This window comes from Streptococcus pseudopneumoniae, assembly GCF_001072665.1.
GTDB classification, from domain to species: Bacteria; Bacillota; Bacilli; order Lactobacillales; family Streptococcaceae; genus Streptococcus; species Streptococcus pseudopneumoniae_S.
This window is the reverse complement of the sequence record NZ_JVJI01000029.1, coordinates 1-14876: the sequence shown is the minus strand read 5'-3', so window position 1 is coordinate 14876 and position 14876 is coordinate 1. Positions and strand designations below refer to the sequence as shown.

Below are 14876 nucleotides of genomic sequence, written 5' to 3'. Positions count from 1 at the left end.
CAACAAGCAACAAGCAACAAGCAACAAGCAACAAGCAACAAGCAACAAGCAACAAGCAACAAGGTAGTTTTTACCTTTTTTCAGCATGTAAAAAAGCACCTTCTGTATGTAAAGGAGGTGTTTTCTAATGCGTGAAAACTTTATTGAGCGTCCTCATAAGAATGAGAAAGAGGGAGCAATTGCTTATGTTAAGGAACTCCTAAAACAGGCTCGTGAGGATAGACGAGGTGAGGATGTTGATAAGTTAGAAAATCTTGTCCGTCTACTTAATACCAAGAAGTATGGTCTCATTTGGGAAGAACATGCTGAGTGGGTTGAAGAGGAGATGAAGGGCAAAATTCCTGTCTTCGTTGAAGATGAAACTAAAAAGATTGTTGGGAATCCGGACTCTGAAGATTATAACTTTCTACTAGAGGGAGACAATCTTCATAGTTTACACCTTTTGAAGAAGACACATGCAGGAAAAATTGATGTCATCTATATTGACCCACCATATAATACGGGGAATAAAGATTTTATTTATAATGATAAAATTGTAGATAAAAATGATGGCTATTCTCATTCAAAATGGCTGAGTTTTATGAGTAAGCGACTTGAGCTTGCTAGGGAACTCATGAGTAATTCAGGTTTAATCTTTATTTCAATTGATAACAATGAACAAGCTCAACTGAAGTTGTTATGTGACTCTGTTTTTGGAGAGTATAATTTTGTAGCTAATCTTATTTGGAGTAATAAAGAAGGTGGTGGAAGCTCGGATAGTAAGTTATTTAGGTTAAAACATGAATATATCCTTGTATATGCTAAGGGTATAGATGATGTAACTATCAAAGGTGTACCAATTTCTAACGAAGATAGATATAAGCAATCTGATGAATATGAATCAACTAGAGGAAAGTATTATTTGCAAAAACTAGGCATGGGTTCAATTCAGTACTCAGAATCATTGGACTATCCAATTGAGACGCCTGATGGAAGTTACGTAATGCCAACTGACAATAATAATGGGAAAAAAGCATGTTGGAGATGGTCGAGAAAGAAATTTGATTGGGGAGTTGAAAATGGTTTTGTAGAGATTAAGAAAAATTCCAAAAATGAATGGATTGTATATACAAAGCAATATTTAAATGCTGATAATGATGGAAATATTATTTCTCGTAGCCAACGACCTATGGGAGTGATTGAGACATTCTCGAGTACACAAGGTGCAAAGCAGTTAAAAAATATTGTTGAGAATGCACCGTTTTCATATCCTAAAGATACTAATTTAATTTCTTGGATTCTTGATAGAAATGAAGATAAAAATTGTAAAGTTTTAGACTTCTTCGCAGGTTCAGGAACAACAGGACATGCAGTTTCTCAGTTGAACAAGGAAGATGGTGGCAATCGTAAATATATTCTCTGTACGAATAATGAAAACAAAATTTGTGAAGAGGTGACTTACAAGCGTTTGGCGAATATCCAAGAAGAACTTCCCCATAATCTCAAATACTTTAAAACAGGCTTTGTTGTCAAGGAAGAATTTCCTGATGTCACTCTTGAATATGAATTGCTCAACTATGTGACACCTCTTGTCGAGTTGGAGTTTGGAGTAGATATTTCAAATCCTAAAGTGCAGGTAATATTATCAGAAGAACAATTGGATGATATGGATGAATCAGATTTTATGGAAAATTCTACTCTATTTTTCCATCCAGAAATTTTCTTTGATGCTGAACAAGAACAAATCCTTCGAAACAAGAACATCACGAAACAAGAAATTCCAAACTATTACTTCGGAAAGGACATGTGGTCATGATTGAATTAAAAAATTTCCAACAAAATCTAGTTGATAAACTCTTGAGATTTACAGCTCCTGAATATGGAGTTGATGTGATGGTTATTAAGTCGCCGACAGGTTCAGGTAAGACAATTACACTTCTTGAATGGATGAATACTTATATCGCGAGTACCCATGACAACGTTGCTTTTGTATGGTTTACTCCTGGCGCGGGAGAACTTGAAGAGCAAAGTCAGGATAAAGCGAAAAGCTTTTCGTCTATCAAGGAGCAGTCTCTTGCTGATGCCCTTCTTCAAGGATTTGGTAAAGATACCGCAACTTTTATTAACTATGAATCGGTTGTAGGTAAAAACAAAAATGCTATGTTGACGGACAGTGAGAGAGAAAATCTTGAAGACAAGATTGAAAAAGCTTTTGAATCGGGACGTCATTTTATTCTTATTATTGACGAAGCGCATCGAAATGATACTAATAAAGCAAGAGATATTATTTCACGTTTTAAAGCTTCTAAAACAGTGAGAGTTTCAGCGACTATTGAAGACCCTAAGAATCCTGATGAAATAGAGTTCTATGAAGTTACCGAAGAGGAAGTCATTGAATCAGGACTGATTACAAAATCAGTAGTTGTCAATGAAGGAATTGAAAAGTTTATAGATGCAAATCCTGATATCAGTAGAGAATTTGAATTACTGTTTGAGAGTGCTGAACTAAAAAGAAAAGAGATAGTGCAAGGGTACACTGAAAATAACATTGCAGGTATTAATCCATTAGTGCTGGTTCAATTACCTGATAAATCTGAATCAGAACCCGAATTAGTCAGTCGCATTGAAGACTATATTCAAACTAAGTTACATAAGACGTACGAAGATGGTAAACTAGGTATTTGGTTGGCAGACCAGAAGCGAAATTATCTCAATGTTCAAGAGCTTGATAATGGGGTTGAGTATCTTATTATAAAACAGGCTATCGCTACTGGATGGGATGCTCCTCGCGCCAAAATCTTGATTAAGATACGTGAAAAAATGGGAGATACTTTTACCATTCAGACGATTGGTCGTATCCGTAGAATGCCCGAACCTTTAAAAGGTCACTATGGAGTAGATATTTTAGATAATTCCTACATTTATACCTTTGATAATGATTTTTTAAATGGGGTATTTGGGCAAAAAGGAGTAGGAATCCCAACACCTATTTTAGAACGGAAGGATATTGCTAAAGATTTTCAATTAGTCAGTGAGAGAACTCTTGATTTACATGCAGGACAGGATGAAAAGCTCGTACGTGAAAATCTTTATCAAGGATTAGTTCGAGAATGGAATTTGACAGATGATGTTGAATTGAACAAGCAAAATCTAGAAAATCAAGGAATTCAATTTGGTAGTTCTATTGTGAACACTTATAAACAAGGGAGATTTGATACACTTAAACATTCAGAGCGTTTGCAAGATAGAGAAAGAAAAGTTGAGGCAGATTATAATGCAAATCGACTTGATTTGCTTCATGCTTATCATGAACTTGACCGTGTTACTCATTTGAAAGTGGGTCAGGTTGAAGCTCTATTAAGACGCTTCTTTATGGATGATAAAAGACCAAATAAACATAAGCTCTTAAAGCTAGAAGCGAACGAGTGGACAGCTTTTGTTTTGAATAATTGGCGAGAACTTCGTGAAGTATTTAGAAAAGTAGACATTTATCCAATAATCAGTATGGGACTTGTAGAAATTAAAGAAAATGATTTTTATATACCTCTGAACGAACGTTATTTATACAATCCTAATCTGGAAAAAAATATTGTAGAAACAAATGTGTATGATGGATATGAGAGTAGGATTATCAAAGGTAGCGAAGCAGAGCGCTTATTTGAGGACTATATCGAGCAACATAAGGATGTAGTTGAGTTTATTTATAAGAATGGTGATAAAGGAACTGAATACTTCTCATTGGTTTATAATACGGCAAGTTCTTCTCATCATTTCTATCCTGATTACATTGTAAAAATGAAGAATGGTGACACCTACATCATTGAAACCAAGGGTGGAGAGAATACCAAGGGTGAAGATAAAAATGTTGATGAGTATGCACCGTTGAAATATGAATCATTAAAAGCGTACCTTGCTAAATATAGCTTAAAAGGAGCTTTTGTTCGTGATATCGCTGGGACTCTTCGATATTTAAACGAAGGTGAATGGAAAGATAATATGTCAGAATGGCGTCCAATTGATGAATTGTTTGGATTTTAGGAGGAAATTTGATTTCTTTTACTAGTTATATTAAAAATACTTTCTACAATGATATTTATAAAGCAAGTGAAGAATACTTCTTAGAGCATCTTGAAGATTTAGGGGTCATCGATAATGATGATGACGAAGTTGAAGTCACAGATATTGAAGTGATGTATGTTTATGCTGGAAAGCGTGAAGATGATGAAATTGACATAGATATTCTAACCAATGTCTATGCAACTGTTTTCGGGTATAACTATAATCGTGATTCATCTTATGAAAAAAATCGTTGGCTTCGTATATCATGTATTGGGAAGCCTGATGCAGGAATCAAAAATTTTAGAATTAAGAAGGTTGATTCTTACGAAAAAGGAACTTATAGCATTTTTAAGAATCCTCTTTCGGATGAGCTTATTCCTTTTATTTGGAAAGAAGATTTGGATAAATTTGCTGAAGCGATATTGAAGAAATATGAACCACATGCTTTATTGACTCCTACTAGAATTGAACCTGAAACTATAGTCCAACAAATGGGGCTACAACTAAAATATGAAAGCATTACTGAAGATGCTTCAATTTTTGGTCAAGTCTATTTTCAAGATGTACCTGAAAAAGGAATTTCTGCAGGGACAATAGTCATTGAGGCAAAACTTCTTCAACTACGAAATATTGGAGTTGTAAGAAATACAATCCTTCATGAATGTGTTCATTGGGAACTACATCGATATGCTCTGGAATTGGCTCGAGCAAAGAAAGAAAAGTTATCAGTTCTATCTACTACTAGTAATGTCGGAGAACAGAATTTGTCAGATATTCTCGGGTGGATGGAATGGCATGCTGAATCTATTGCTCCCAAAATACTGATGCCTAAGGGGATGTTCATCCAAGAAGCAAGAGTGAGACATAAAAGACTCATTGAACTTAGTGAAACGAAAGATGAACTTGATATTGTTGAAAAATGGATTGATGAACTAGTGTTGTTCTTTGGCGTATCACGTCTTTCTGCTAAAGTTAGATTGGCAGAATGTGGATTTGATGTAGTGAAGGGGGCATTCATTTATATTGATGATAAATATGTTCCAACTCACAAATGGAAAGATGGTTATTTAGAAAATACTCAGACTTTCTCAATAAACTTAATTCAACTTGGTTTGCAATTGTTAGCACAACCAAACTTAAAGAGTCTTGTTGAAACTGGAGCATTGATTTATGTAGAATCCCATCTTTGCATAAATGATAATAAGTTTGTTTCATATGACCTTGCAGGCAATCCTTTTTTAACAGATTATGCAAGACATCATATGGAAGAATGTTGTGTAGTATTTGATATTGTTTCAAGAACTCAATCAGGAAGTTCCACCTCTTTAACTTTATTACTTAACAGAGGTGCAGATTCTGATATTCAATTCACTATTAGCTATCCTGAAGATAAGAATGAGTGGCTTGAGAAAGTCGATGCCCACGTAGCTGATACAATGGAAATCATGTTAAAACTACAAGGGTTAAATAGTTTTGGTTCTGCTTTGACTGAGGTGATGAAATGGCGGGATGTTAGGAATCAGGAATTGGCTGATACGAGTTATCTAGGTTTGAAGGCAATCTCTAATTTAAGAAATGGGAAAACAGAACCTAAACTTGAAAGTGTTATTGCAATTTGTGTTGCGATGAAATTACCCCCCGTTGTTAGTAAGAAGTTAGTTGAACTATCGGGCAAAGTGCTTCGTTTAGGAAATGAACAAGAATTTCTTTATGAACTATTTATTTGTTCAACAGGGAATTGGGATGTTGGAAAATGTAATGCATTTTTAGTGGGCAAGGGATTCAAGGAACTTGTACATGATAGATATGAATAGTCACTTGTAGTAATGAATGAAATGTTGGGAAGGAGTTAAGTCATATGATAGACAGAAGTAATTATTTTCAAACTCTTATTAAGGATGTGATGGATAATTCCGAGTCGGAATATTGGGAGGATGCTGTTACAGAGTGGGAAATTGTAGATGTTGAAGAAGATGAGCGTTTGGAGGAGTCATGTATATGTGGTAAAGAGCATCTTCGTTACCTTTTTACAATTAAAAACCAACTGAATGGGAATGAGCTATACCCTATTGGTAGTTCCTGCATTAAGAAGTTTGAGCGTGATGATTTGAAACATCTAGTAGATGTTAGAGAGCAATTGTTTAAGTTATTGCATGCTGTAGAGGATAATCAGTATCTTCAGTTATCATCTGAATTTTTTAGTCGTAAACTATTACGATATTTGTTGGATATCGGAGCGTTTGAGCCAAATCAATGGAATAATTATAATCCTGAAAATGATTATAGATTCATGCTTGATATGTTTAATAAAAGAACAAGAACTGATAAACAGAATAAGAAGGCCACAGCAATTATTCTTGGTTCAATTAAACCATTCCTTCAAATAGAATTAGCAGGTAAAATAAAAAAATAAAGAGAGGCAAGTTAAACTTGCCCCTCTTTATTTTTTAGCCAGCCTCCCAACAGCGGGGAAGAAAGCTTTTAATAATGACTGCTAACCAGCCTCCCAACAGCGGGGAAGAAAGTTGTCAGTCAAACAATTGAAAAATTGCTAGTAAAATTATTCTAATATCTTTTATGAAAAATGTCAAGTAATTTGTGAAAATATATGATAAAATAAGACTATAAAGTAAAGGATATTGTATGAAATATAAAATTTATTTCGATGAATCAATGAAAATAGACCGTGAATCAAAATACTCGTACTATGGGGCTATTTCGATTGAAGAAACAGAATTGGACAGAATTGAGTCACAAATTGAAGAAATACTGAGTAAGTTGGAAAGAACATCAGAGTTACATTTCGTGGACTATCAAGGAGCTGATATTAAGAAATATTTTCAGGTGCTCAATTTTTTTCTTACTTGCTCGTGTATCAAATTTAATATATATCGCCTGAATAATGAACATTATTTTCAATTAGGGCGAACATTAGGATTCTCAGACCAAGATTTGAGAAAATATTTTTATGTAAAAATACCGGAACGTCTATTTTATGGTTTAGTTAGGGATGATAATCAAATTGATGGTTTGGATATTATCATGGATAATAGTACAGAATATCAAACTCTTGGTGTTTTTGAACAAATATACGACCAAATGAATGCACATTCATTGTACAGAGGAAAGAGTTATCATGTTAACTCTGTCGAAGGAATCGATTCTGAAGAATCAAGAATAATTCAGATGCTAGATGTTATACTTGGCATAGTTGTGTATCTACTTGAGGAGAATTATTTAGATACAGGAACAAACCAGAGTATCAATAAGCGTGATTTTATTTATCGACTTTTATCGAGTGATGATAATCTTATATTTTTCCATGAAATGATTTCCATATATACTTGGGATAGTTCTGATTTGGAGTATCTTAACAAATTAGAGATTGCTACTATTACAAGTAAATTTTTAGTAGCTTGTAATAAAAGGGAGTATATAGACATGATTCCTGTTCAAAAGTTTTATCTAGAATTTTATTCTGAATTGGAATCTCTAGGTGAAACAGATAGAAACTCACGTATTAAACTTTTAAAAAATAAGTTACGCAATCCTTATAGTATTGACGGAAAATTAAATAATGCATTAGTAGAGTTATTTTTAGGGCATTTGAGTCAATTAGAGTTTGAAGACAGAAATAAATATTTAAAATAAAGTGCTTGTCGTAAAAGTCTGAATATAATTAAACTAAATAAATTTGGGTATCTCATTAAGTCATCTTTATTTATAGTCCATAAAAAGTAACGGTCATCGACTTAGTTGTTGCTTTATTTAAGTCTCCTTCAGATTGCTCTATTTGTTTGAAAAATCGTTATTATTTTAAAAGTTTAGAGGAATGAAAATAGAGAGTTTTTAAAAAAATAAATAAGGTGAACCTTTGATATTCTGGTTCGATTTGTACTTATTTTTGATGAAAGTTTACCTTATTTTGATGAAATTGATTGAAGTTTTATTTTCCGAAAACTAATGAAAACATTGATTTTAAAGCACTTTGCAATTAGATAAAATAAGTGATGCCCCAACCAGGCCTTAAGAAAGCTCGTAAAGCATCACAATTTAGTAAACGTTAATTCGAAAGAATTACTATACTTATACAGAGCACCTTTCGGGGTGTTCTTTTTATACTTTCTTACTAAATTGGGGCAATTGACACAGTTGTTGCTACTTTAGTCGCTTATAAATGTGGCTGCAACCTGACAAGGTCGGTAGCCTCAAAACGTTAATCAATACGATTATATCAACGTTTACAGACATTCAAGAATTTTCTCTTGGATGTCTTTTTTGTCTGAAAATTAGAATTTTCATCACTGATTTTTAGAGTGATAACATGAAATATTTTTCATGTTGAAATGGTTTTAGAGTTATAGCATTTTTTCTGAATTTCTAATTTATTTCAAAATAAAAAAATTACCTTCTAAAAATTAGATGCAAAATCTAATTTTTAGAAGGTAGTTTGTTAATATTAAAATCGAATTTATTGGATAAAATTAAAGAGTTAGCTATAAAGCATATTTTGCCTTATTTTTCCATATAATTACAAACATTATTAATTTGTTTATGAAAATCTGTGCCAAATTTTTCGTCAAAAAATGCACTTCCGACTGTGAAAGCCCAAGGATTTGCCTCAATGACTTCATCTAAACGTTCATAACTATCAACACTGCCAGCCAAACAAACGGGAGCCTCTATAGCTTGAACAAAAGCATTGTTTAGTTTGACAGGATCACCTGTATATCGGTACCCTAGCAAGTCAAATCCGTAAACTCCTTTTGCTAGATATTCCTTTGCCTCAGAAATCATGTCCTCGATAGAACCTTCTAGAATAGATGGGCGATTAGTAATTTGTCCAACAAATGGCATGTATTTCATGTTGTTTTCTTTGCAGAATTGATTGATTGAATCAAAGAAGACAGTTCCCATTAAAATATCACACCCACATTCTTTTGCAATTTTTGCACCGTGAAGTCCACTTTCTTCGTCATATTCAACAACTTCAAGAAAAGTAGTTTTGCCGCAAGATTTCATTCTGGAGAATAGAGACTTCATTTCAGAAATAGGAAGAGGTTTTTCCTTAAATCCCCAATACTGAGCTTTAGAGTTTTTACAGGATTCGAAAATTTCACTAGCATTTTCAACTGTGTGATCATTATGTGTCAGCATAACGATTAATTTAGGTGTGGTGTTCATAATAGTTCCTTTTATCTTGAATTTAAGTCTTTTTTGATAGTAGAATATTTAGATTATTGTTTAATCATTTCAGTAGGAATGAGCTTCGGATCATACATGACTTTTGAATGATTTTTTAAAATCAGTTCTTTTTCTAAAATTTGTTCAGTTATTCTATCTACTTTTTCACGATAAATCATAGAGTTACGATAGTAATGATCCCCTTCTTTTTTGAAATGATGATTTTCTTCGACAATTTGATAAGTGAATGGGAATTGGGATTCACTGCGTAATTCTCCGAAGAGAATATCATTTTCTACCCATGTTCTCAATTGAATAAGTTGGTCAGTATTATTTTTAAAACGATAGTCCTGATGATTATACTGTACAGAAGTTCCATTCGCAAATGGTTTCCGAGTCCCCTTATCAGGGTCTAATGCATCAGAGTGAGAATGAAATTCTGTAATTTTCATAGGACTATGAACAATTAAAAGATGAAGCAAGTTAGCTAAATTACATAGCCCTCCGCCAATATCAGGTTCTACTTTCCCATTAATAATAACTCGCCCTTCCTGGTATCCTTTTTTCTTAGTTGTATTACCAACTAAACTCCAAAAAGAAAATTCTTCTCCTGGATGAATGATAATGTTATTTAGATTTTTACTAGCAATCTGTATGTTAGTAGCTTTTCCTTTTTGAAGAGTAATATCAATGCCAGGACCACGTTTTATCAGTTGGGTAGAATATGATGAAACTAAGTTAGGTAATATCTTTTCTTGACGAATTTTAGAGAATTTTTTTCCTTGTTTAAAGTTCTGTATATGTCGTTTTAGATTTTCTTTTTTTAAAGAGATTTTATATGTTGTAGGACTAATTTCACAAAATAATAGATCCTTATTCCAAAAAACCATGTTGTTTCTCCTTTTTGATCACATCTAAATTTTTATTTTTTTGTCTCAAAAATGGGTAAGTATGAAGTATTAATTTTTCAACCCATCGTTTTTTACCAATTCCGCCTTCTTTAGGATCATATAAAAAATCAACTAAGATAGTGGAGATATTTGCACGACTAGCTCCGAGCACATCTGTAAAAAGTTGATCTCCAATCATAACTGTTTCAAATGGTTTTAGCTGCATCATGTCAAGAGCTTTTTTAAAGTTCTTAGGATTTGGTTTGTCAGAAAGAGGAATAAAAGGCACAGATAAGTGTTGATTAAATTCTGATATTCTTTCTTCGTCGTTGTTTGACAAAAGAAAAATTTGAAAACCAATGGCTTTGAGATTTTGAAATAGTTCAATAACTTGTTCTGTAGCGGGGGCGCCATGCATCACAAGAGTTTGATCGATATCAAAAATTAATCCTTTAAAACCAAGTTGATATAATCTTTGATAGGGGATATCAAAAACAGTTTTTGCTCGTGCTGCTGGCATGAATGGAAACATATTGTGTAAAGCCTTTCATTGAATATATAACAATAATTCTAGCACATATATAGAACAAGGTCAATACCACTATTAAGTGTGTAGCAGAAATAGATATTCCTAGTAGACAACCGTCCACTTTTTTTATATAATAAAATTAAACCTTTTTGGTTGAGTTTTAAAAATATGGATTCAAGTATCGATTAGTCTTTCTAAGGGAGATAATGTCCATTAAATTATCATAATAGGAGGTGAAGTATGTATCAGCCAGAAAAATTAAAGGCTCGGAGGAAAGAGTTAAAACTGACACAGAGGGAAATTGCAGAGAAACTTGGGATTAGTTTCCAGGCTTACTCAGCTTGGGAACGTGGAATCAAAGAACCGTCTAAGGAGAAGGTAGCCCAGTTAGAGAACATTTTAAAGGTATCCAAAGGATATTTTACTCAGATCGAGATTGTCCGTCTCTACCATAGCCTCTCCAAGCAAGGGCAGGAGAAGGTTGTTCTCTATGCTCGCAACCTATCTCAAGAGGAGAAAGCCCAGAAAGTAACAGCGATGCCAGAGCGCCTCTACGAGTACCGTGTTTATGAACGCATGTCAGCAGGGATTGGGGCTTCGGTCTACGATGATCAGAATTTTGATACGGTTTACTTTAATGAGGAACTAGCCCATGATTTTGCGTCCTGGGTGTCTGGGGACTCCATGGAACCTAAATACCAAAATGGTTCAGTGGCTCTGATTCGAGAGACAGGATTTGACTATGATGGGGCGGTTTATGCAGTGGTTTGCAACAATCAGACTTATATCAAGCGGGTTTATCGTGAGGAAGATGGCTTGCGTCTGGTCTCTATCAATCCTAAATACAAAGATATTTTCATCTCCTATGAGGAAGATCCTCGGATTGTGGGGATTATCGTTGGGAACTTTGTGCCGATGGAGGGCTAGACTATGGGCTACTTTGATTATTCCAGAGAGCCCAAAAGTGACATTGCCTTTGTCGATATGAAATCCTTTTATGCTAGTGTTGAGTGCGTGAAAAGGGGATTACATCCGCTGAAAACCTCGCTTTGTGTCATGAGTCGAGCGGATAATTCAACTGGTCTTATCCTAGCCTCCTCTCCCCTGTTTAAGAAGATTTTTGGCAAGTCAAATGTTGGTCGGGCCTATGATTTGCCTTTTGATATCAAAACGCGAAAATTTTCCTATTATAATGCTCGAAAGCAAGGGCTACCTACCGACTCAGACTATGTTCGCTACATCGAAGATTGGGCTCAAGTTACCTTGATTGTCCCTCCTCGAATGGACGAGTACATTGCAGTCAATATGGAAATCCAGCGAATCTTTCAAAACTATGGCAGTCCAGATGATATTTATCCTTACTCTATCGATGAGGGCTTTATTGACCTAACTAGTTCGCTCAACTATTTCATCCCAGCTAAGAGTCTCTCTCGCAAAGACAAGCTGGATCTGCTTTCTGCCCGTATTCAGAGGGATATTTGGAGGCAGACAGGGATTTACTCTACAGTAGGTATGTCCAATGCCAATCCCTTACTAGCCAAGTTGGCTCTGGATAATGAAGCCAAGCACACTCCGACCATGAGGGCCAACTGGTCTTACCAGGATGTGGAAGAGAAGGTCTGGGCAATCCCTAAGATGACGGATTTTTGGGGAATTGGCAGACGGATGGAGAAACGCTTGCATGCTCTGGGGATTTATTCCATCAAGGAATTGGCAACCAGCAATCCAGACCAGTTAAAGAAAGCTCTGGGTCAGGCTGGTCTGCGTTTGTGGTTTCATGCTAACGGGATTGATGAGAGCAATGTTCATAAGCCCTATAAAGCCAAATCCAAGGGCCTGGGGAATTCTCAAATCTTGCCGAGAGACTACGTGAAGCTACGTGATATTGAAATTATTCTCCGGGAAATGGCGGAGCAGGTGGCTATTAGATTGAGAAGGTCTGGCAAGAAAACAACCCTTGTCTCTATCTATGTCGGTTTCTCTAAACAGGAGGTCAGGTCGTCTATTCACACACAAATGAAGGTCGAACCGACCAATAATACAGCTGTCTTAACGGATTATGTTTTGAAGTTATTTCATAACAAATACACTTCAGGAGCAGTCAGAAGTGTTGGAATCAACTATTCAGGATTTGTGGATGAGTCCTTTGGTTTGATATCTCTCTTTGATGATGTTGACAAGTTAGAAAAAGAAGAAAGGCTCCAGACGGCCATTGACTCCATTCGGGAACAATTTGGTTTCACTTCCCTTTTAAGAGCAAATGCACTGGAAGAAGCCTCTAGGAGTCTTGCTAGAAGCAAGCTGATTGGGGGACATTCTGCTGGAGGATTAGATGGATTAAAATGATTGATCGTTCTTATTTACCCTTTCAATCCGCGCGAGATTATCAAGATCCAGGGATGCAGAAGTGGATGGGATTTTACCTTTCAGAACACACCAGTTCGCTCAGTGAAGAAAAAAGCCGGGTTGATTTTTCGACGGATTTGACTCCAGATGAGAAGTTACACTTGCTTTCTCAGCTTTATGTTGGCCAACTTAGGGGAAGTTTTGTGCTAAAGGAAAAGAAGCAGAAAATCACTATAATCGGTGTGGTGAGAGAGTTATCACATCAGACTCTATCTATTAGGACAAGCGAGGGATATAGGTTGATAGAGGTTGCAGATATCCTAGAAATTCGGCTGTGGGAGGAGGGAGTTTATGACTAGAAAAGAGCTGTATGAAAACAAACTGCAGATGGATTACTTTTCAGATAACTATATTCGTTTTGAAGAGGATTTTCAAAAATACTCTTCCATGAACGTACCCTTGACTTTCTTGATTGATGACATCCTACGAACCATGGCGATGAATCAGAAAAACTACTTTGTTTTAAACAAGGAAAATGCCAAGGATGGGCGGGAGCATCGTTTTTATTTTAGGGTGGTAACGGAAAAAGCGTGTCCCAGAAATAGGACCTATGTATATGCTGGGGTTAAAAATAGTGGCCAGTAGATTTGGTAGGAGATGAACTCGTTTTTTGGTGTACCCCATTGCAGCTATCTGAAGAGGACTTGCAGAAGCTTATTATGGTCTTTCTGACGAGATTAGACAAGAAGCCCTATCTTTTTTAGATAATCGTTTACTTGAAATTGTTGTTGAATTTGAAAATACTTATCCCAAATAATCATTCTGTTTTATAGATACTAAGACATCCATAGAAATTTATGGATGCTTTTTAATTTGTAGATAGAAAAAGAGAAGACCGGCTGGTCTTCTCTTGGGGGAACTAGAATCATTGAAAAGAATTAAGTAAAGATTTTAATTAGTCTTTGAAATTCTTTTGGAAGATGAGTAGAGACAATACTGAAGTAATAGCAGCCAAGAATAAGAAGGCATTTGCTTCTTGCTCTCCAGTTTCTGGGAGTTGTTTTTCCTTGTCTTGTTTAGCTGTAGTAGCAACAGGTGCTTTTTCATCTTTTCTTGGTGAATCTTCTGTTACAACTGCAGGAGCTGTTTTTTCAGTTTCTCTAGGTAGAACATACTCAGGGAGAGTCACAACTGGTGGCGCCTCTGTTCCTATAGAACTTTGTTTAGTTCCAACCTCAATTACTCTATCTAGAGCTGGAGTTGATTCAGTTTGAACTATCTTACGATTGCTACCATCTACTTCGACATACTCGATTATAGCACCATCTTTCCCTTCTGCTAGAACTTTCTCTTTTCCTTTATCTAAGTTTGGATTTTCATGACGGATAGTCTTGAATGGTACTGCCTTCTTGACAATATCCAAACTTGGAAGTTTAAAGACAAGGTCCTTAACTCCCTCTTCAGGACTTGAAGAAGTAATTGGTTTTTCAGGTTCTTTTGGTAGAAGGTACTCAGGAAGAGTCACAACTGGTGGAGTATCTGTTCCTACAGAACTTTGTTTAGTCCCAACTTCAATCACTCGGTCTAGAGCTGGAGTTGATTCGGTTTGAACTACCTTACGATTGCTGCCATCTACTTCGATATACTCGATTATAGCACCATCTTTCCCTTCTGATAGAACTTGTTCTTTCCCTTTGTCTAATTGTGGATTTTCGCGACGGATAGTCTTGAATGGTACTGCCTTCTTAACAATCTCCAAACTTGGGAGTTGGAAGACAAGCTCTTTAACCCCTTCTTCAGGACTTGAAGAAGTAATTGGTTTTTCAGGTTGTTTTGGTTCAACCGGTTGTTCTGGTTGGCTAGGTTGCAATTGCTTGATTTGTTCAAGA

The 14876-nt window shown here is 35.5% G+C and carries 13 protein-coding genes; 9 read left to right on the top strand and 4 right to left on the bottom strand.

The window, feature by feature from the left end; all coding sequences use genetic code 11:
* Positions 1-127: 127 nt before the first annotated feature.
* The 5 genes from ADH52_RS02290 to ADH52_RS02270 all read left to right on the top strand — a co-directional run bounded on the left by ADH52_RS02290 (position 128) and on the right by ADH52_RS02270 (position 7689).
* Entirely contained in the window at positions 128-1795 is a 1668-nt protein-coding gene (locus ADH52_RS02290; RefSeq protein ID WP_049509873.1) for a site-specific DNA-methyltransferase, read from the top strand.
* Positions 1792-4017 carry a DEAD/DEAH box helicase family protein gene (locus ADH52_RS02285; protein WP_049509871.1) on the top strand — a complete coding sequence of 742 codons (2226 nt, stop codon included), beginning with the start codon at positions 1792-1794 and terminating at the stop codon, positions 4015-4017. Before ADH52_RS02290 ends, ADH52_RS02285 begins: the two co-directional genes overlap by 4 nt.
* Positions 4018-4025: 8 nt before the next feature.
* Entirely contained in the window at positions 4026-5852 is a 1827-nt protein-coding gene (locus ADH52_RS02280; RefSeq protein WP_049509869.1) for an ImmA/IrrE family metallo-endopeptidase, read from the top strand.
* A 44-nt stretch (positions 5853-5896) separates the two neighbouring features.
* Entirely contained in the window at positions 5897-6451 is a 555-nt protein-coding gene (locus tag ADH52_RS02275; protein ID WP_018365024.1) for a hypothetical protein, read from the top strand.
* A 230-nt stretch (positions 6452-6681) separates the two neighbouring features.
* On the top strand, positions 6682-7689 hold the full coding sequence (locus ADH52_RS02270; RefSeq protein WP_049509865.1) for a DUF3800 domain-containing protein: 1008 nt from the start codon (positions 6682-6684) through the stop codon (positions 7687-7689).
* Positions 7690-8553: 864 nt separating this feature from the next.
* On the opposite strand, the gene ADH52_RS02265 is transcribed toward ADH52_RS02270, so the two are convergent.
* The 3 genes from ADH52_RS02265 to ADH52_RS02255 are packed head-to-tail and all read right to left on the bottom strand — an operon-like array spanning position 8554 to position 10644.
* The gene (locus ADH52_RS02265) at positions 8554-9222 is read right to left on the bottom strand and encodes a hypothetical protein (RefSeq protein WP_049509862.1); all 669 of its coding nucleotides are present in this window, start codon (positions 9220-9222) and stop codon (positions 8554-8556) included.
* A 53-nt stretch (positions 9223-9275) separates the two neighbouring features.
* Positions 9276-10112 (bottom strand): VanW family protein, encoded by an 837-nt coding sequence (locus ADH52_RS02260; RefSeq protein ID WP_042750122.1) that lies wholly within the window; start codon positions 10110-10112, stop codon positions 9276-9278.
* Positions 10096-10644 (bottom strand): YqeG family HAD IIIA-type phosphatase, encoded by a 549-nt coding sequence (locus tag ADH52_RS02255; RefSeq protein WP_049509859.1) that lies wholly within the window; start codon positions 10642-10644, stop codon positions 10096-10098. The genes ADH52_RS02260 and ADH52_RS02255 overlap by 17 nt, the downstream gene beginning before the upstream one ends.
* A 237-nt stretch (positions 10645-10881) precedes the next feature.
* On the opposite strand from ADH52_RS02255, the gene ADH52_RS02250 reads away from it, so the two are divergent.
* From ADH52_RS02250 to ADH52_RS02235, 4 genes are read left to right on the top strand one after another with little or no spacing between them, the layout of a single operon-like run.
* A complete protein-coding gene (locus tag ADH52_RS02250) occupies positions 10882-11568 on the top strand; it encodes an XRE family transcriptional regulator (protein WP_004269891.1) in 687 nt (228 codons plus the stop codon).
* A gap of 3 nt (positions 11569-11571) precedes the next feature.
* The gene (locus ADH52_RS02245) at positions 11572-12987 is read left to right on the top strand and encodes a Y-family DNA polymerase (protein WP_049509856.1); all 1416 of its coding nucleotides are present in this window, start codon (positions 11572-11574) and stop codon (positions 12985-12987) included.
* Positions 12984-13346, top strand: a complete 363-nt coding sequence (locus ADH52_RS02240) for a hypothetical protein (RefSeq protein WP_049509854.1) — start codon at positions 12984-12986, stop codon at positions 13344-13346. The genes ADH52_RS02245 and ADH52_RS02240 overlap by 4 nt, the downstream gene beginning before the upstream one ends.
* On the top strand, positions 13339-13632 hold the full coding sequence (locus tag ADH52_RS02235) for a DUF5960 family protein (RefSeq protein WP_049509851.1): 294 nt from the start codon (positions 13339-13341) through the stop codon (positions 13630-13632). The genes ADH52_RS02240 and ADH52_RS02235 overlap by 8 nt, the downstream gene beginning before the upstream one ends.
* A 310-nt stretch (positions 13633-13942) precedes the next feature.
* On the opposite strand, the gene ADH52_RS02230 is transcribed toward ADH52_RS02235, so the two are convergent.
* Positions 13943-14876 (bottom strand): G5 domain-containing protein (locus tag ADH52_RS02230; protein ID WP_049509849.1); only part of this gene is annotated, 934 nt, incomplete at its 5' end.